Origin of the sequence: Aquimarina sp. BL5, assembly GCF_003443675.1 — a bacterium.
In the GTDB taxonomy this organism is placed as follows: domain Bacteria; phylum Bacteroidota; class Bacteroidia; order Flavobacteriales; family Flavobacteriaceae; genus Aquimarina.
In genome coordinates, this window is the sequence record NZ_CP031963.1 from 5,266,082 (window position 1) to 5,285,147 (window position 19,066).

Below are 19,066 nucleotides of genomic sequence, written 5' to 3' on the forward strand. Positions count from 1 at the left end.
GCCTCTTACATATGATTCAATTTATTTTAAATAATGAGGTTATTCGAACATCTGCTAATGCAGGAATAACGCTTCTAGATTTTATAAGGGAACACCAGCAATTAAAAGGAACAAAAATTGGTTGTCGTGAAGGAGATTGTGGTGCTTGTACAGTTTTGGTAGGAATACTAAATGAGGGCAAGATTTCCTATCAAAATATTACATCCTGTATTTCACCTCTTGGGAATGCCAATGGAAAACATATTGTTACGATCGAAGGGATGAATTTACCTACAGCATTGAATACCGTACAACAAGCTATGACTGATAACTACGCTACGCAATGTGGATTTTGTACACCAGGTTTTGTAGTTTCTATGACTGGATACGCTATGCAGAACGATGAAAGTATCTTGGATTCTTGTAATGATGCTATAAGTGGTAATATTTGTAGGTGCACAGGATATAAATCTATAGAGAAAGCGGGCTTTCTAGTAGAAGCGAAACTACAAGAAAAAGATACTAATGATACGATAGCATGGTTGATCAAAGAGGGGTTTATTCCTAATTATTTTGAAACAATTCCTCAAAAATTAAAAGATTTAGAGCCCGAACTGATTACTGGCGAAGGAAAAATAGTTGCCAATGGAACGGATCTATACGTTCATAATGCAGATCAACTTGCAGAGGAACAAGTTCAGTTAATTGCCGGTCATAAAGCATTGATAGGAATTCAATTTACAGATACAATTTGTACTATAGGTGCTAATACTACAGTTACAGAATTAGTAGAAAATGAAAAATTACAGTTGCTGTTTCCGAAATTAAAATCATTTCTTAAACTAGTTTCTTCAGAACCTATACGAAATATGGGGACTTTAGGAGGAAACTTTGTCAATGCTTCTCCTATCGGAGATATGACAATTTTCTTTTTGGCACTTAATGCTACACTAACGATACAGACCAAAACAAATTCGGAAAGACAAATACCTTTTAATGAGTTTTATAAAGGATATAAAACTTATGATTTACAAAAAGGAGAAATTTTAAAAAATATTTCTTTTTCTGTTCTAGAAAATCAAGATTTTTATAATTTCGAAAAGGTAAGTAAACGAACACATTTAGATATCGCAAGTGTTAATACCGCAGCAAAAATAACCTTAGAAAACAACATCATCAAAGCTGCACATTTCTCGATGGGCGGTGTTGCTCCAATTCCAAAATATCTATTCGATACTAGTGATTTCTTAATTGGAAAAACAATTGATTCCGAAACTGTAAAACAAGCAGTCTCGATTTTGCAGTCAGAAATTGCGCCCATAAGTGATGTAAGAGGATCATCAGATTATAAGAGGCTATTAGCAAAACAATTGTTCTTTGCACATTTTATTGAATTATTTCCAACAAAGGTTCAACTTCAAAAACTGATAGCGTGATGAAGACGATGAAAAATATTGACAGTTTTACACATGTACGAGGAGAATCCCTATTTGTAGATGATTTGATTACCAGACAAGATACGTTGTATGGATTGGTGTTTGATTCACCAAAGGCACACGGGAAAATAAAACATGTAGATTATACAAAGGCAGAACAAGTAGAGGGCGTTATAAAAATATTTACCTACAAAGATGTTTTGGGAGAAAACCAAATCGGTGGAATTATTCCTGATGAGCCTTTATGGGCAGAAGATGAAGTTCATTTTTGGGGACAACCAATTGCATTTATCGTAGCAGTATCAGAAGCCATTGCAAAAAAAGCACGTCTGCTTATCGAAATAGAAATAGAAGAATTACCCGTAATAACAACTGCAAAAGAAGCTAAAGAGAAAAAAAGCTTTATCAATGCGCCACGTTCCTTTACACTAGGAGATACCAATGCTGCTTTTTCGGATTGTGATTATGTGATCGAAGGTGAAACATTTTCTAACGGTCAGGAGCATCTTTACTTAGAAACACAAGGTTGTTATGCGGTTCCTCAAGAAAATGGAAGTATCAAGATCACATCGTCTACACAAGGCCCAACAGCAGTACAAAAAACAGCTGCAAAAGTTTTAGGGGTACCCATGCATAAGATAGAAATAGATGTTATCCGATTAGGTGGAGGTTTTGGAGGGAAAGAAGATCAAGCAACTCCTTGGTCAGTTATGGCAGCAGTCGCAGTACAACATTTAAATAAACCTGTAAAATACATCCTAAACCGTCACGATGATATGCGAATGACAGGAAAGCGTCATCCGTATTCCTCTTTTTTCAAAATTGGACTCAATAAGAGCTTAAAGATTATAGCTTTTGAAGCGGAGTTTTTACAAAACTCTGGTGCAGCTGCTGATTTATCTCCTGCAATAGCCGAAAGAACATTATTTCATGCGACTAACAGTTATTTTGTTCCAAATGTGAGCACAACTGTATATAGTTGTAAAACAAACTTACCGCCCAATACCGCATTTAGGGGTTTTGGTGGCCCGCAAGGAATGTTCGTTATTGAGTCAGCTATTGCCAAAGCAGCACACACAATAGGCGTTGATAAACTAAAAATCCAGGAAGCCAATTTACTGGCAGAAAACGATGAGTTCTCTTATGGACAAATCGCAACCAACGTAGAGGCTCAGAATACTTGGTTTACGGCAAAAGAAAAATTTGATCTTGATGCACTAGAGCAAGAAGTCGTTGACTTTAATGCTCGTAATACTCATTTGAAAAAAGGAATCTCTTTAATGCCCGTTACCTTTGGTATTTCATTTACAAACACGATGATGAATCATGCAAGAGCATTGATTCATATCTATCAGGATGGTAGTGTCGGGGTGAGCACAGGAGCAGTAGAAATGGGACAAAGCGTTAACACAAAGATGTTACAAGTCGCTCAGAATGCATTAGGTATTTCTGCTAGCAAAGTAAAATTAGAAACAACCAATACCACTCGTGTAGCTAATACTTCGCCTTCTGCGGCAAGTTCTACAGCAGATTTAAACGGAAAAGCTGTACTGAAGGCGTGTACCTCATTATTAGAAAGATTGACAGCAGTGGCTGCTAAAATGTTGGAAGTAGAGGTATCTAAAATTTCTTTTCAAGAAGATTATGTTTTTGTGGATGGAAAAAAATCAAATATAACTTGGGAAGCAATCGTGGCTCAGGCTATGGCGGAACGAATTGCTTTATCAGAAAACGCACATTATGCAACACCCGTCATTCATTTTGATAAAACAAAAGAAAAAGGACATCCCTTTGCATACCACGTATATGGAACTGCAATTACATTAGTTACGGTGGATTGTGTGAGAGGAACCTATGAAATAGACGCTGTGAAAATTGTTCATGACTTCGGAGAAAGTATGAATTTTGGTGTAGATATAGGCCAAGTAGAAGGCGCACTCGCGCAAGGAATTGGTTGGATGACTATGGAGGAAATCTCTTATAATAACGATGGGCGATTACTATCGAATGCGTTATCGACTTACAAAGTGCCGGACATATTTTCTACCCCCAAAACAATAGAAACTATAGCTGTAGAAACTGATGGAAACGATATGGCGATCCATAAATCTAAAGCGGTAGGCGAACCTCCATTAATGTATGGAATTGGTACGTACTTTGCCATTCAGCAAGCCGTAAAAGCATTCAATGAAAATTATAAATTAAAGTTTGATTCGCCGTTTACACCAGAAAAGGTATTAATGGGATTGTACGAAAAGTAACGACCTTGAGCAAAACCATAAAACTTCAATACACCAAAGCTAATATTCTTAGAGGAGCTATTATTTATAGTTCTGGAGATTTGATCGCTTCACTACTATTAGGAGAATTTTCTATGTATCGACTTGTAGGTATGATCGTATTGGGAGCTACACTGTATGCTTTAGAAATTCCAAATTATTTTGCCTGGATAGAGGTTAAAACAAAGGATATAACGGGAACAAAAAAAACACTCGTTAAAACAGGATTGGCAATACTGTATTTTAATCCTCTATGGATCGCTCGTCATTTGTTGTTTATTAAACTTTTCTCAGGAAATTTTAATCAAATCGACTTAAATTTGCTGAAAATAGCATGGGTGTCGTTTTTGGTCAATATCCCAATATCGTTTATAGCTAATTATTTAATTCAAAATAAAGTAAACTTAAGTTGGCGATTTTTGGCTAGTGCTATCTTCTCTGCATTGATGGCTATTTATTATGCAATGAGTGAAGTGATTTTTAATTAGAAGCGGTTACATTTTTTAATAAAACGTATGGAATTCTGGCAACATCTTTTATCAAAATTACAAGATACCCAAAACGTATACTTACTAACGGTTATAGAAAATATTGGGAGCTCTCCTGGGAGAAGGGGATTTAAAATGCTGGTTGCTGAAGACGGTTTTATTTTTGGCTCTATAGGAGGAGGCGTTATGGAATTTTCATTAGTAGAAGAGGCGAAAAAATTACTACAAACTGGTGATCTCAAAATATTCCTAAAAAAGCAAGTTCACCAAGGTCACAAACAAAATGGCTCTGGAATGATTTGCTCTGGAGAACAAACGGTGGTCTTCCACCCATTAAACATAGCACACGTTCCTGTGGTTGAAGCTATTTTAGATTGTTTGCGAAACAATGGAAAAGGCACGTTTGTCGTAACACCTACTTCGATCAATTTTTCTAAAGACCAACTAGCTAATGCATTCGAATATAAGATAGCATCATCTTTAGATTGGTTTTTTAAAGAACATATAGGGTATAGAAGTACATTATATATTGTTGGTGGAGGACACTTGAGTGTCGCAGTTTCTGAGTTGTTTGTTACTCTTGGGTTTTATGTGGTGGTTTTTGATAATCGAGAACAGCTAAATACACTCGAATTAAACACAAGCGCGCACCAGAAGTTAATATTAGATTTCAATGAGATAGCGAATTATATTCCTGAGGGTCCAGACAATTATGTAGCTATTATGACTAACAGATACACTGATGATAAATTAGTACTTAGTAAACTTATTAGAAAAAACTTTGCATACATAGGTGTGCTTGGGAGTACAGCAAAACTAAAAACAATGTGGGAGGTTTTACAAAAAGAAGGTATTACAATCTCTCAATTGAACGAGATTCACGCACCTATAGGACTTGCTATAAAAAGTCAAACCCCAAATGAAATTGCAGTAAGCATTGCTGCTCAGGTTATTAAAATAAAAAATGTGAACCAATAATATATTTTGTTTCTTAACCTAAAAAAGATACATTTCCATCCGATTTTAATTCGTGGTTGAGGACACAGACTAAAACATTAAATTATAAAGAAATGACAGAAGAGGATAAGAAATTTATGAGACGTGCGATTGAGCTAGCAGAAAATGGTATGGATTCTAATACAGGAGGTCCGTTTGGAGCGGTGATTGTAAAAAATGGAAAAATAATAGCAGAAGGATGTAATAAGGTTACCTCTCAGAATGATCCTACTGCGCATGCAGAAGTAGATGCCATTCGTACAGCTTGCAAAAAATTAAATACTTTTCAGTTAGAAGATTGTATCATTTATACTTCTTGTGAACCATGTCCTATGTGTTTAGGAGCTATCTATTGGGCTAGACCTAAAAAAGTGTTTTATGGCTGTACCCGAGAAGATGCTGCAGATATCGAATTTGATGATCAATTAATTTATGATGAGATTGCGGTGGGCATTGATAATAGACAAATAGAGTTTACCAACGTGCTGCGTGATGAAGCGTTAAAAGTTTTTCAAAAATGGGACTCGAAAACTGATAGAACCGAATATTAGTCAACTACCCCGAGGCAAGCCTCGGAGTATTAAACCTTTGGGGGTGCCAATAAAATTCTAAAAATTAACTCAAGGAATCGTGTAAGAAATATTTTTAAAGCCGACAGATTTGTGGTTAGGGATCTTACCATATGAGACACTGACAAGAGTGTTTGGTAACACTTAAAAAAAACTAATTAATGTATATTGAAAGCCTATCAAAAGGTGGAAGTTATGGGAGTAAATAAAATGCTAAATTATATTAAAGATGTATTAGAAAATATGCCAACTAATTGGTTAAATCTGACTACGCATCGACTAGATATTTATGATGAAAAACTGGCAAAAACTCAGTTCTTAGAACAGTTTGAATCCTTATTTAATAACAATAATTCTGAAACATCATCACTAGCCGAATTACCAACGGCTTATGATTATATTCGATTAGGTCACCCATTATCTTGTGTCCTAGAATGGGGAATCGCTAATTTAAACAGTTTAAAACCAGAAAATGTAATCAGTTTTTCTTCAAAGACAATTCCTATTCTGGCAATTCTAAGAAAAAACGTATTTGATAATAAACACACCCAAATTATTTATACAAATGAATTACCTCGTTTTTTTGATGCGGAAGTATTAAAGAATGTATATGGTTATGAGTTTGATTTAAAACATATTGAGGATGTTTCAGCCATTCCTAATTTTAATGGCAGTACTATTTTAATTTCTGAAGAAGATGAAATTAACACTATTGGTCTTATTCCAAATGTTGACTTTTTTATAAGTATGTATCCTAACTTAGGAAGTGTTTTATTAATAAATGGAGAACAAAATCAAAGTTACATTTCAGAAATTCAGCATGTAAGAAGAAGAGAGACCATCGCTATGACACCGGCTAATTGTCTTATTGCATTACAGGCACTAACAAAGAATTCTTCTTTTGATAGTAAGAAAAGTAATGTAGAGACAAACAAAACAAGTGTTCTAGATTCAATTTTATCAATTACCGGAACAAACACAAAACCACTAGTTGGTTCTAGCGGCTTATCTATTCAGTATGCGATTATGATGGGGTTAGTTCATGATGCACAGGAAAAACATAATGGAAAGGCTATCAAATTTGTTGTTCCACCAAATTGTTATGGAGGAACAAATGATCAAGCAAGACGAGTTGCTGCTTGTATTGATAATGTAGAGGTGATGGACTTACCAGTGGATGGTGATAATGATATGGTGCAAAGTATAGATGTCGTTTTAGATAAAATTGCTAAGGAAGATGCTATCCCTTATATAATTGCCGAAATCCCTACGAATCCTAGAGTAGAAGTTCCTGATCTAATACAATTGAAAGAGACTTTAAGTAAAGTACGTAAAACTGCAGCTGGTGAAATTGCTGTCGATCCCGTTTTTATTTTGGATCAAACGTTTTGCCCAAACGTGCTCTTTTTGGGGGAAGGTGAAATACTCTCTACGGTTCGCGCTATTTCGTACGCTAGTGGATCAAAATTTCCAAGTGGAGGACAATGTACAGCTGGCTATGTGGTGGGGAATAAAAAAGCAGAAGCTTTAATGGAAAAAATAGAATTCCATCTTAATCTTTGTGATAATGAAGCAACAGCACTACAATATGAGATATTGGCAAAACAGCTGCCTTCAATGAATCAAAGAATTATTGATGCGTACCACAATACCCGTGAGTTTGTGAATTTTATTAATGATACTTTACCAGAGGCAAAAATTAATTTTGTTTCGGAGGAATTGGCAGAGCAAGGGTTTACTCCATCTGTGTTTTCATTAGATCTACCAACCAAAGGTAAGACCGACGAAGAAAAAGAATCTTACAAAAGAGCATTGAATCATAAATTAATCAATTTAATGATTACAGAAATCCCCAATGAAAGTAAATACTGTGTGAGCTATGGGCAGTTAAAGGGATGTTATTGGACAATACCAGCGACATCTACCCAAGGAACAACTAAAGAGGGTGACAAGGATTATATCGCTCGTGTCGCACTTTCACCTGACATGGATCTAGAACTTCATAAAAAAGTTTTTTTAGATTTTGTAGAAAAAATTTGATTATGCTGAGGTGATGAGAACCAGTTAAATCAATTGTTGAACTTTTTACAACTGTTTTTTCAGGTTTCTACTTTTTAGATTTAAGATGACTTATAATGAAACATCTAATATTATTGTTAATCATTTGTCCTTTGAATTTATTGGGAAGTAAATTCAAAGGACAAATGATATAAGATCGATCTAATCCGAAACTTGTTTACAAGATGTAAGTTTAACTATTTTCGTATTGCATATCCACAAGAAGAAGGTAATTCTTTTAGAAAATTCATTACCAATTTAAAACTGAATCTAAAATGTGTTTTTAAAAATATCATAGCGTTCTCTTTAGTATATAACGCTTGATTGTAAGTGATACCCTACCGTTTTCTTATTTCGACTAAATCGAATTGACGATTTCTATTTCGGAATATTTAAGGAAAAATAGCATTCTATAGATTATAAATGACAATCTTTCATAGATTCATAATAGCTGCGGTACTCATTATAGCTTACTTTTTTTCTGCCTTTTTCCAAGACAATAGTATCGTTATTAGAGAATTCTGAAAAAGGAACTGTTTTTTTAGGAAACCCTTCGATAACTATTTCAAAATAACTATCTGGAGTAATTTTATCAGTATCAATTTCTATACTGAACTTTCCATCATAATCTGAAAAAGCATATGCACAAGAAGCATCAGATAATTGTAATCTTACAACGGCAATGGGTACAATAGATCCATCTGGTTTATGAATGTTACCTTCTATTGTTTGTATTTCGGTTGCGCTAACAGGAGTTATAGAAGTTAAGTCAGTGCTGGTATCTTCTCCCTCTATTTTGGTATTTCCAGAAAGATCTTCGATCGTCCAATCATCTAGTTTTTCTCCTTTTTTATATGCTCCTTTTACAATAACACCAGATGCATCTTGACGCCAATAATCACCGTGTTTCTTTCCATTCTTGTAGTTAACCTTTTCTTTAGAACCTCCTTTCGTAATATACCATAAACCTTCTTTTTTCCCTTTTTCATAATTTCCTTCTTCAGTAAAAGTAAAGCCATTGTCAGAATTATAATAATAACCATTTCTTTGATCATCTTCATAATTCTCTATTGTTGATAGATCTAAAGATCCTTTTTTTCTAAAAATTTGGAAATGCAACCATTCTCCATGCTTTTTACCTTTTCTATATTCAATTTTATGAATACTGATGAGTTTTTTATCCTTAAATTCTCTTACATAATATTTACCATTAAGCTCATTTTCTTGATTGATATCAATGAGCTCATTATAATCATCAATAGTAAGTTGTATATACCCTCCTTCAATAGGAGATTGTCCTTTCATTACCAAAGAAAAAAGTAATGATAGGATTAATATAATTGGAGTGTTTTTCATGATTTTAATAGCTTGCATTTGTGTGATTTTTTTCCCTCGGTAATGAATAAAGTTAGGTTATTTTTATTGTTTTTCAAATAGTTGTAATCAACTCACAATCTATTTACTTAGTATAGGTATATCAAAGACAGTACCATTTTGTTACCTTCTCCTATTTTACTTGTTAGTAGAAAATTGTAGAGGTATTATTTCAAACTTTTCGTTTGGAAAATCGAATATGTTGATTTTTATACAGAAGAAGTAAATTGTAATGTATTAAAAGATCAACGGTATTCCCATAACCAATATAAAATTATTATTCGTAGCTTTACGAATAACGAAGACATGCTTAATTCTTAAAACTCAGGTTTGGCATCATCTTTGCAAATCAATAAATAATTAATTTAAATTTTAACAATGAACAAAGGAACAGTAAAATTCTTCAATGACGCCAAAGGATTTGGATTCATAACGGAAGAAGGTTCAAACAAAGAACATTTTGTACACATTTCAGGATTAGTAGACGAAATTCGTGAAGGCGATGCAGTTGAATTTGATCTACAAGAAGGTAAAAAGGGTTTAAACGCAGTAAATGTAAAAGTAATTTAATATATACTACATAACTTTTTTAATAGACGAGCCTATCAATTTTGATAGGCTTTTTTAGTGGATTAAGTTATTGAATATCTATAGTCAATTATTATAGATGATTTTAAAAATACAATAAAGTGGATTTTTTTTTGAATTTTAAGATATAAAAATCAAGTGCTTAGGTGTTTTTTGTTTTTTTTTTAGAAAGGTGGTGTAACAATTTGCAACCTTTTGCATCAAAGGGGAAATCAAAAACAAAACATTATGAGAAATTTAAAAATCACACTTTTATTATTTACAATTATTAATCTAGCATTTAGTCAAGCTCCTGCGATAACGGCAGAAGTATCAGGAAACGGAAGTCCGGTTTTATTTTTACCCGGTTTTACCAATCCTGGATCAGTCTGGGATGAGACTATCGCTCATATACAAGGTGATCAAGAATATCACTTAATATCATATGCTGGATTTGATGGTAATGCGCCCATTGCTATGCCTTGGTATGATACGATCAAGAAAGAATTGATTGACTATATTAAAGAAAAAGAACTAATTCATGTTACTATTATCGGACATAGTATGGGAGGAAACTTAGCTGTAGATATTGCTGCTGCTTTACCTGATGTAATAAAAAGACTTGTACTTGTGGATTCGATCCCTTGTATGCGTGAATTAATGATGCCAGGTGTTTCGGAAAATCAAATTCAATACGAAAGCCCGTATAACAAACAGATGTTAGCAATGAATGACGATCAGTTTAAACAAACAGCCATGATGATGGCTCAAAATATGACTAATAAAAAGGATAAAGTCGATACTTTACTTAATTGGATACTAAAAGCTGATAGAGAAACATATGTGTATGGATATACGGATCTTTTAAAATTAGATCTTAGAAAAGTATTAGATAACATTACTGCAAAAACTTTAATTTTAGGAGCGGCTTTTCCTACTATCGAAATGGCAAAAATAAATTATGAGAAACAATATGCAGCCCTATCTGATAAAACTATAGAAATGATACCAGATAGTAAGCATTTTATTATGTTCGATCAACCAGAATTATTTTATGAAAAAGTAAATGCTTTCTTGATAAATGAGTAAAAAGAACCAGCAACTTTTCGAAACAATTTATAAACAATGCTATCCAATGGTGTTACAAATGTGTCTGGGATATATGAAAGGAGACGCAGATTTAGCCAATGATTTATCTCAAGAAGTATTTATCAATATATGGAATGCAATGGAGAGTTTTATGGGAAAATCTAGTCATAAAACTTGGGTGTATCGGATTACGGTGAATACCTGTCTGCAATATATCAGAAAAGAAAAAAAGAAGAAAAAGGTTTCCATAGAAAAAGTTGAATATGCGCTGACAGAGGAATCTTCAGAATCGTCTTCGGATCAAAATCAAAGCTTATATCATGCTATAGGTACCTTAGAAGAATTAGATAGATTGTTAATTATGATGGTTTTAGATGGGCAGGATTATGATACTATCTCGGAAGTCATGGGAATAAAACCAACAAATGTAAGAGTAAAGATTCACAGGGTTAAAAGAAGACTTAAAAAAATATTAGATAATGAATAACGAATTTGAAACATTACAGAATCAATGGAAAAAAGATAAAGGCAATATTGAGAGTACATCCAATGATGCGGAAGAAATCTTCTCATCAATTAAGAAAAAGAAAAGTTGGAGTACACGTTTTCATTATGGAAACATCTTAGTGTTATCTACAGTATTAATTGGAATAATCGCTTTTTTCTATTTTGTTGCGCCTGTCCAGGAGCTATTGAGTAGAGTAGGTGTTGGGTTGATGGTTGGCGGATTATTAATAAGAATTATAATAGAGGTCATTAGTGTATCTAAAGCGAAAAAAATCAATATGGTGAATGACGCATTACAGACAACGAATGATACGATTACTTTTTATAATTTTAGAAAAACCATTCACGGACCTTTAACTATTGGAATCATAGGTTTGTATACGATAGGCTTTTATATGATTACTCCAGAGTTTAGTTTGTATTTTGAAACTTGGAAATTAATTTTAATAGATGTTTCATACATCATCGGTGGGATTATTCCTTTTCTTGCTGTTCGAAAAAATATTAAGAAAGAAATAAAGATTTTATTAGAAATCATCCAGTTAAAAAAGAAGATGACAGAAGAGGTTGTATAATGTAAATAATAGATTAATTAATAATGTATATTAATCTACCATCCATATGATCAGCAACCTTACCATAAGCTATTAGAGAAGCTCCGATAGTCCAGCGTTTAGAAGAACCAATGCTGTACCAAAAAGAATATCTCTGGTATAACCAATTTCCTTGAATATTCTTTGGACGTGTTAGATAAAAACCAAACTGCTGTAAGAAATAAAAGTCACCAATAGAGAAATGATGTCCAGCAGTAATGGCTGAGGAAAAAGCAGAATCGTTGATTCCTTCTTGTTTTGCTATTTCTCGATCAGAGTAATCGTACCAAAATTCTATACCGGTATTTAAACCATTGATCCCGGATACCGGTTTTAGAATTCCACCGGTGAACCCAATCAAAAGATGATTGGAAGCTTCAGCATCTCGATCAGATGACCTTAGACTGGCAAATGTGCCCATATAATAATCTAGTGAAGTGTCATATGATCGCAAGGATTTGGGCTTTCGTTTTAATTGTTTATAGTTGATGACTTTGTCCATACCTATAGAAAGCGTTGGAAAGTTCATTCCTTTATTAGGTTGCTTTTGCCCTCCATTAGAAATGTGGTTATAATTCGCAGATAGATTGATAGAATAGCTATCATTAATATGGTAGTTAAGATTAAGAGACAAAGCTAGATAAAAACTAAAATGAGTACTGAACAGTAAGTTATCTGGGTTTGTTTCTTCATCAAATATTTTATTCAGATAGGTGCCCCCTATAGAACCTCTAAGAGAAAACTTTAAAGGACCTCGGTATGTGAAATAGGGTTCTACAAAGTAAATCAAGTTATAAGAATTACCTAATACATCAGGATTATTATAATTGTAATAAGCAAAAGAAAATCCTGATCTACCATAACAAAAACATGTTTTCCAGGCCTTATCACTGGTTTTTAGCCAACTATACTCTAGTTGTATTCCATAAGGATTCGTTTGCGAAATAGGTTTTAATTCGGGCGAATGCGCTATAATAAAACCGTAATGTGATTTTACACCATAAAAAGTCGGATCCGATTGAGCCCAAAACGAAGTGTATCCGAATACTAATATTGAGAATAATAAGACCGTTTTCATTGCAAATCAGTGTCTTATTAAATTTACTGAAAATTAAATTAAGAGAAATGAAATCTTAAATAAATTAGAATATTTAGTGCGTTTGTGACTTCTTTCCAAAATCAATATACTCCTAGAGAATTATTAGTACATTAGAGGGAATAAATATTATAAAACTACATTTTGAAGCCAATTAGAACCATCGATGAGGTCATTACTTCTTTAGATGATATTATCCTAAAGTCACAAACCGATAATGATCCACTAGGATATTTTGCAGCCTTGTATAGAAGAGTAACTCTAAAAGTTAAGGAAGGTATAGAGAACGATTTTTTTGATGATGGTCCAAGAATGGAAAAGCTGGATGTGATTTTTGCGGGTAGATATCTGGATGCTTATTTTGATTACCAGGAAGACAAAAGGATAACAAATTCCTGGAAAATTGCTTTTAAAGTTTCTAAGGACTATTGGCCAATAGTATTACAGCATCTATTAGTTGGAATAAATGCACATATTAATTTGGATTTGGGTATTGCAGCAGCAGAAGTATCCAGAGGAAAAAACATACAAGATCTTAAAGAAGATTTTGATAAAATCAATAGGATTCTTTCATCTTTAGTAATAGAAGTTGAAAATGATTTGGCGAATATCTGGCCGACACTAAAAAAGATTCTAAAATTAACCAGTAAAGTAGATAATTTTCTGGTTGACTTTAGCATGGAATTAGCTAGGGATGGGGCCTGGAAATTTGCCAAAGAACTAGCTGCTATTCCAAATGATCAATTAAAAGTACTCATCGAACAAAGGGATCAAAAAGTTGCAGAAAAAGCCTCTATAATTACTAATCCAGGGTTTATTGCAGGAATCATACTAGGGATTATAAGAATAAGTGAACGTGGTTCTGTTTCAGAAAAAATTCTGGAATTGTTAGATTGAATACATATATGGAAAACGAAAATTTTGTCCTATTCAAGTTATTAATAAAATGTCTAGAGGATAAAACATATTCTCAACTAGAAATTAAGCAAATAGGAACCAAATATTATTTGGTTATCCACCATCAGACGTTTTCCAAAGTTTTCATTAACCGTTTTGGAAAACGAAAGGAGTATACTCATATATGGCAAATTACTAATTGGTTGGATGAGGCTTTTGATATTAAAAAAGATGAATTAAAAATTCCTAAATTATAAACTCATGGATAAATTTATGCTAGCTACAATAGAAGAAGCAAAAAAGGGACTTAAAGAAGGAGGTGTACCTATTGGATCCGTCATTGTATATAAAGATAAGATCCTGGGCAGAGGTCATAATAAAAGGATTCAAGAAGGAAGTGTAGTGCTTCATGGGGAAATGGACGCGTTTGAAAATGCTGGTAGACAACCAGCTTCTGTTTATAAGGAATGTACATTATATACTACCTTATCACCTTGTCCTATGTGTACAGGAGCTATATTGTTATACGGGATACCTAAAGTTGTTATTGGTGAAAACGAAACGTTTTTGGGATCCGAAGCGCTTTTGAAAGAAAATGGAGTAGAAGTAATCGTTCTGGATAATCAGGATTGCAAAGATTTAATGAATACATTTATAAAAAATAAACCTGAAATCTGGAATGAAGATATAGGGGAGTAATTGAAATTTAATTTTCTAAAATAAAAACGTTTGTTTTTTGAAAATATGCTTGCTGTTTTAACATAAAAAATAAGATATTAACCTTATTTCAAGTTTTTTTGTTGTTAAAACATCTTAAAATTTTCTTATGTTTTAGAATTTAACCAGAAAAATATAAAAAAAATAACGAAAACGTTTGCGTTGTTAAAATTCCTACAAATCCTTGTAGGATCTTAGTTTTTACAGTTTTGGTTTTTTGATTATTGTTAAAAAATTAGTATTAAAACGGAATATTCAATATAGTTTAATGTGTTTATTTAATAAATTGATAAAATCGTTCTTAATTTGGCTACATAGTCATTAACCAAAATTTAATATTATGAGAATGTTAGTCAAATCTGTTGGAATTTTATTATTAATCTATTTTATATCTGCCTGTGAAACAGAAGATGTCATCCTTGAAGAATCTTCTAATGATATAGAGAATATAGATGAGTCATACGAAAAGGCTGGACCTTGGAGCAGACAGTTTACAGATAATTTCAATGCTAATGGTAATTTGAGTAAATGGGAAAGAACGCATAATAGAGAAGATTATAACTCTAGTCGTTGTACTTACAGAAACTGGAATGCAGAGATAGCTAGTCTTGATGGTCGCAGTTGTTTGCGTTTACAAGCTTATAAATCAGGTGATGATTCCTATGAATCAGGACATGTGAAATCCAATTTTGATTTTCATCCTGGAAGAAATGAAGAGTATAGATTAACAGCAAGAATTAAATTAATCGCTAGAGAAGGAAACAACTATAAAGGATTTGCAGATACTTATGGCGCTTGGCCTGCATTTTGGACGGTGAATGAGAGAAGTAATACCTGGCCTACTCGCGGAGAAATTGATATTATGGAAGGATATTCCTTTGGTAATTCTGCAAGATTTGCAAGTAATCTATTTTATGGTCAAAACTATTTACAAAATCAGCTGGGTACCAATGCCGAAAGAGGTTATAATGTAGGAGAAGGATGGCATACCTATCAACAAAGATGGATCAATAGAAATGGTTCTGTGACGGTTCAAATTTATGTAGATGGTAATCGTGTTGCTAACTACACTAATAGTGTGGATAATGACCTGAAGCTAGAGAATTTTAAAGATCACAATATTATATTTAATTTGAATGTAGGTTCGGATACGGGAATTTTTAATAATTCTAGAATAAATATTTTTTGGAATACTTATATGTACGTTGATTATGTTAGATTGGATAAAAGAAGTCTCTAAAGAATAATACTACCAAAGCCTAAAAAACTGTCTTGTTTTATTTCGAGACAGTTTTTTTAGGCTTTATAAAAGAATTTAGTATAAATAGTATCCCAAGTACATTTACTAAGTAAACTCATAAGTTAACTCAGTCAAAAGATGGTTTAGCAAAATATCAGTTTTTGTTAGCGGTAACAATCACTAGTTTGGTATAAGTTTTGAAGACCAATTGATATGAGAAATAGCATACTTACCACTTTGTTAATAATGTGCTTTGGATATGCCAAGGCGCAGGAGTTAAAATGTCTAGATGTCGAATATAAACTTCGAGGATATTTTTACGCAGGAACTAGTAAGAGTGATACAGAAGCTCCCGGAGGTTTTTATCAGGCATCTAACAAACCTATAAAAAATGATCAATTTGTTAAGGAAATAGGGAAGACTTCAGACTTTCAGCTTGTTGTCAATACCGATTCTATTGTTGAATTTGAAAAAGGAGTGAAAGGGTTTAAAGTATTTCTAATCAATAATACAGATTCCATTATTAAACTATCTGCTCAAGACAGTAGAATTTCTCTTATTCGACAAGTTTTTCATAATAATAAATGGAAAGATATAGAATACCTACCGAGTAGTTGGTGTGGTAATAGTTATCATTCAGTATATATCAATCCAAATGAATATTGGAATTTTACCGCTCCCTGTTTAGAAGGAAAAATTAAGTCGAAATTTAGATTTAGGTTATATGTAGGAATGACTACAAGTTTGGCTGATACAGGAAATATATACTCCAATGAGTTCGAAGGAAGTTTTAATAAAAAGCAACTTAAAAAAGAACAAGGGCATAAACCCGTTAGTATAATGGATCCCTATGATAACTAAATTGATTTAAAAAGGGTTGACAATACTATTAAGTATTTGACAACCCTTTCGCGGTTGGTTATTAAGGTCGCTGTATTGTTATGTTTGTACTATTACTTTCCGCACAATTGTTGATTTTTTGAGTAATGGATAATGCATCTCCAACTCCAGCATTGGACTGACCAAAAGGAGCAAAAAAGCTTCCGTCATTGTTTGCGGTTACAGTAGTGGATATATCTGCAGCGTCGGTAATGGTTACGGTAGCTCCTGGTTTTACAGATCCAGCACTCCCACTAACAGCTAATCCTCCAGCAGCAATAGTAATTGTTGCTTGAATACTTTCTGCATCCGGTTTTGGGCATTTTTCTTTTCCACAAGTAATACCGAGAAACGAAATGGCAAGAATGATTAAAAAACTGGTGATTCTTTTAGAACTAATGGTGATCATAATTAAGCATTTTTAGATTTAAAATGAGTACCGGATGAGTAGGTGTGTTTACAAGAAGAGATTTGGTACAATAGATTCATGTTTTTAATAGTTCGAAATTGAATATCACAAAAAAGCCTAAAAAAATTAGTACCACTTAGTTTCGAATACTTCCACTGTTGTCAGAAATGTATACAATTACATTCATCTAGTTTTTTCTTACCCTCGGTTCTGACTGGCCCATACTCAAAGAGAGAGTTTTTGGCGTTGTAATTTCTTAGGCTTTTTGTTTATTACATATATTGAATTTGGCTAATTCAAATAATTATAAGAACTTCAATATTGTTTTTCCAAAAGTAAGTCATACCATTATATGTAAAAAGAGTGAAACCACTGATCTTAATAGGGGTTTGTTACCCTTTTCTATTAGGGGTAATATTTTGGTTATATGGGTTTGTGGAGATTATTAATAACTAAAAAAAGTAATAGATAAGTGGTGTTTTAGAAGGATCGAACTTATATAAGTTAGAGACTTCTTTGTCTTTTAAAACAGGTATTTCAATAACAAAATAATTTAGAAATCATAATATAATAAGAGCATGGATCATAAACTAGTAATTGAAGGTTTACAAAGAAATAAATTAGTTTTTAAACGGCTTTTACAAGGCATTCCCAGAAAAGAATATGTATGGAAAGATAAACCGAATAGATGGTGCTTACTGGAGATCGTGAGTCATCTGTATGATGAAGAATTAGAAGATTTTAGAAAAAGAACGAAACATATACTTGATGTTCCTGATCAGCAATTTACACCAATCGACCCCGAAGGCTGGGTACAGGAACGAAAATACATAGAGCAAGACTATGATGTAATGTTATATCGTTTTTTAGAAGAACGACAAACATCAATAAATTGGTTAACATCTCTAACGAATCCAAAATGGGAAAATATAACCATACATTCGGATCTAGGTCCAATGACCGCTTCTCAATTTCTAGCCAATTGGTTGGCACATGACTATCTACATTTTAACCAAATTACAAGATTAAAATTAGATTACTTAAAATATATGTCTAAAGAAAATTTCTCTTATGCAGAAGGTTATTAACTTATTAAGATCAAAAAGATTTAGAAAAGTACAACCCTACGCTATCACCTGTAAACTGAGGTGCAAAAGCAATATCTTCTGAATTTTTAAAAGGATTCCAGGAAATAAGGTGTTCATAATGATATACTAATCGAGTCGTTAAGATTCCGATACCTGCACCAACCAGCACATCAGACAGGTAGTGTTTATTATTCATCATTCTTAAACTACCAGTAGTAACAGCAAAAACATATCCGCTATATGCTAAAAGTGGGCTAGTATTTATAAATTCTTCGTATAACACAGCTGCAGAAACAAAAGCCATAGAAGTATGTCCAGAAGGAAAAGAGTTTAGTTTTGATGGATCGCCTGGTCTTGGTTTACCCACTTCTCGTTTTAGAATAGTTGTTGCAGCGCTTGTTACTAAAGATGATATTAAAAGATTCTTAGTTTGATCAAACCAATGATTTTTGGATTCAACCCCAAAAATATCTGCGGCATACATCTGAACAATTGGAGCATATCTAGTATAATCATCAAGACCAAAATAAAAATCATTTCCTATAGAACCTCTAATATCTTTTTGTAAGGATTTCTCAAAATCACTGGTCGATAGAAGAATACCCGAAGCAATTAGGGAAAACGGTATTATTCTTTTAGTAAATAAACTTTTTTTAGATTTCTTACGTTCGGTTTGTTTTGAATTTTTGAATTGAACTTTGGTAAGCGGGGATTCTGTAAACTGGGCATTCGTAATATTGATACATATACATACCAATAGCAAGCTAATACTAATTCTCATAGGTTATTCTTTTTTAGGGCTACA

At 33.0% G+C, this 19,066-nt stretch carries 20 protein-coding genes; 16 read left to right on the top strand and 4 right to left on the bottom strand.

Features of this window, described 5'->3' with window-relative positions; translation table 11 throughout:
* Positions 1-11: 11 nt before the first annotated feature.
* The 6 genes from D1818_RS22150 (at position 12) to D1818_RS22175 (ending at position 7,787) form a co-directional block, all read left to right on the top strand.
* The gene (locus D1818_RS22150; RefSeq protein ID WP_118461942.1) at positions 12-1,415 is read left to right on the top strand and encodes an FAD binding domain-containing protein; all 1,404 of its coding nucleotides are present in this window, start codon (positions 12-14) and stop codon (positions 1,413-1,415) included.
* Positions 1,415-3,676: a xanthine dehydrogenase molybdopterin binding subunit gene (locus tag D1818_RS22155; RefSeq protein ID WP_199726265.1), complete on the top strand. Its 2,262-nt coding sequence runs from the start codon at positions 1,415-1,417 to the stop codon at positions 3,674-3,676. The genes D1818_RS22150 and D1818_RS22155 overlap by 1 nt, the downstream gene beginning before the upstream one ends.
* Positions 3,677-3,681: 5 nt before the next feature.
* Positions 3,682-4,182, top strand: coding sequence for a hypothetical protein (locus D1818_RS22160; RefSeq protein WP_199726264.1), 501 nt, complete (start codon positions 3,682-3,684; stop codon positions 4,180-4,182).
* 27 nt (positions 4,183-4,209) lie between these two features.
* Complete coding sequence (locus D1818_RS22165; protein WP_118461944.1) at positions 4,210-5,160, top strand: XdhC family protein; 951 nt, start codon at positions 4,210-4,212, stop codon at positions 5,158-5,160.
* Between the two features lie 92 nt (positions 5,161-5,252).
* The gene (locus D1818_RS22170) at positions 5,253-5,729 is read left to right on the top strand and encodes a nucleoside deaminase (protein ID WP_118461947.1); all 477 of its coding nucleotides are present in this window, start codon (positions 5,253-5,255) and stop codon (positions 5,727-5,729) included.
* A 213-nt stretch (positions 5,730-5,942) separates the two neighbouring features.
* Positions 5,943-7,787 carry a PLP-dependent transferase gene (locus D1818_RS22175; protein ID WP_118464027.1) on the top strand — a complete coding sequence of 615 codons (1,845 nt, stop codon included), beginning with the start codon at positions 5,943-5,945 and terminating at the stop codon, positions 7,785-7,787.
* A 435-nt stretch (positions 7,788-8,222) separates the two neighbouring features.
* On the opposite strand, the gene D1818_RS22180 is transcribed toward D1818_RS22175, so the two are convergent.
* On the bottom strand, positions 8,223-9,179 hold the full coding sequence (locus D1818_RS22180; protein WP_118461949.1) for a hypothetical protein: 957 nt from the start codon (positions 9,177-9,179) through the stop codon (positions 8,223-8,225).
* Between the two features lie 378 nt (positions 9,180-9,557).
* Between D1818_RS22180 and D1818_RS22185 the strand changes: the two genes are divergently transcribed.
* The 4 genes from D1818_RS22185 to D1818_RS22200 all read left to right on the top strand — a co-directional run bounded on the left by D1818_RS22185 (position 9,558) and on the right by D1818_RS22200 (position 11,917).
* On the top strand, positions 9,558-9,749 hold the full coding sequence (locus tag D1818_RS22185) for a cold-shock protein (RefSeq protein ID WP_091410689.1): 192 nt from the start codon (positions 9,558-9,560) through the stop codon (positions 9,747-9,749).
* A 246-nt stretch (positions 9,750-9,995) separates the two neighbouring features.
* The gene (locus tag D1818_RS22190; RefSeq protein WP_118461951.1) at positions 9,996-10,835 is read left to right on the top strand and encodes an alpha/beta fold hydrolase; all 840 of its coding nucleotides are present in this window, start codon (positions 9,996-9,998) and stop codon (positions 10,833-10,835) included.
* Positions 10,828-11,322 (top strand): RNA polymerase sigma factor, encoded by a 495-nt coding sequence (locus D1818_RS22195; protein ID WP_118461953.1) that lies wholly within the window; start codon positions 10,828-10,830, stop codon positions 11,320-11,322. Before D1818_RS22190 ends, D1818_RS22195 begins: the two co-directional genes overlap by 8 nt.
* Positions 11,315-11,917, top strand: coding sequence for a hypothetical protein (locus tag D1818_RS22200; protein ID WP_118461955.1), 603 nt, complete (start codon positions 11,315-11,317; stop codon positions 11,915-11,917). Before D1818_RS22195 ends, D1818_RS22200 begins: the two co-directional genes overlap by 8 nt.
* Positions 11,918-11,930: 13 nt before the next feature.
* Here the strand turns inward: D1818_RS22200 and D1818_RS22205 are convergent, their stop codons facing one another.
* The gene (locus D1818_RS22205) at positions 11,931-13,013 is read right to left on the bottom strand and encodes an acyloxyacyl hydrolase (protein ID WP_118461957.1); all 1,083 of its coding nucleotides are present in this window, start codon (positions 13,011-13,013) and stop codon (positions 11,931-11,933) included.
* Between the two features lie 162 nt (positions 13,014-13,175).
* Here D1818_RS22205 and D1818_RS22210 point away from each other — a divergent pair, with 162 nt between their 5' ends.
* The 5 genes from D1818_RS22210 (at position 13,176) to D1818_RS22230 (ending at position 16,746) form a co-directional block, all read left to right on the top strand.
* Positions 13,176-13,928: a DUF5995 family protein gene (locus tag D1818_RS22210; protein WP_118461959.1), complete on the top strand. Its 753-nt coding sequence runs from the start codon at positions 13,176-13,178 to the stop codon at positions 13,926-13,928.
* Between the two features lie 8 nt (positions 13,929-13,936).
* Positions 13,937-14,185 carry a hypothetical protein gene (locus tag D1818_RS22215; protein ID WP_118461961.1) on the top strand — a complete coding sequence of 83 codons (249 nt, stop codon included), beginning with the start codon at positions 13,937-13,939 and terminating at the stop codon, positions 14,183-14,185.
* Positions 14,186-14,189: 4 nt separating this feature from the next.
* Positions 14,190-14,627 carry a nucleoside deaminase gene (locus tag D1818_RS22220; RefSeq protein ID WP_118461963.1) on the top strand — a complete coding sequence of 146 codons (438 nt, stop codon included), beginning with the start codon at positions 14,190-14,192 and terminating at the stop codon, positions 14,625-14,627.
* Positions 14,628-14,985: 358 nt separating this feature from the next.
* A complete protein-coding gene (locus tag D1818_RS22225) occupies positions 14,986-15,885 on the top strand; it encodes a glycoside hydrolase family 16 protein (protein WP_118461965.1) in 900 nt (299 codons plus the stop codon).
* 213 nt (positions 15,886-16,098) lie between these two features.
* The gene (locus D1818_RS22230) at positions 16,099-16,746 is read left to right on the top strand and encodes a hypothetical protein (RefSeq protein ID WP_147406108.1); all 648 of its coding nucleotides are present in this window, start codon (positions 16,099-16,101) and stop codon (positions 16,744-16,746) included.
* A 61-nt stretch (positions 16,747-16,807) separates the two neighbouring features.
* On the opposite strand, the gene D1818_RS22235 is transcribed toward D1818_RS22230, so the two are convergent.
* Entirely contained in the window at positions 16,808-17,173 is a 366-nt protein-coding gene (locus D1818_RS22235) for a hypothetical protein (RefSeq protein WP_118461970.1), read from the bottom strand.
* A gap of 578 nt (positions 17,174-17,751) precedes the next feature.
* Between D1818_RS22235 and D1818_RS22240 the strand changes: the two genes are divergently transcribed.
* Positions 17,752-18,261, top strand: coding sequence for a DinB family protein (locus D1818_RS22240; RefSeq protein WP_118461972.1), 510 nt, complete (start codon positions 17,752-17,754; stop codon positions 18,259-18,261).
* Positions 18,262-18,271: 10 nt separating this feature from the next.
* On the opposite strand, the gene D1818_RS22245 is transcribed toward D1818_RS22240, so the two are convergent.
* Positions 18,272-19,042, bottom strand: a complete 771-nt coding sequence (locus D1818_RS22245) for a phosphatase PAP2 family protein (RefSeq protein ID WP_118461975.1) — start codon at positions 19,040-19,042, stop codon at positions 18,272-18,274.
* Between the last annotated feature and the right edge of the window lie 24 nt (positions 19,043-19,066).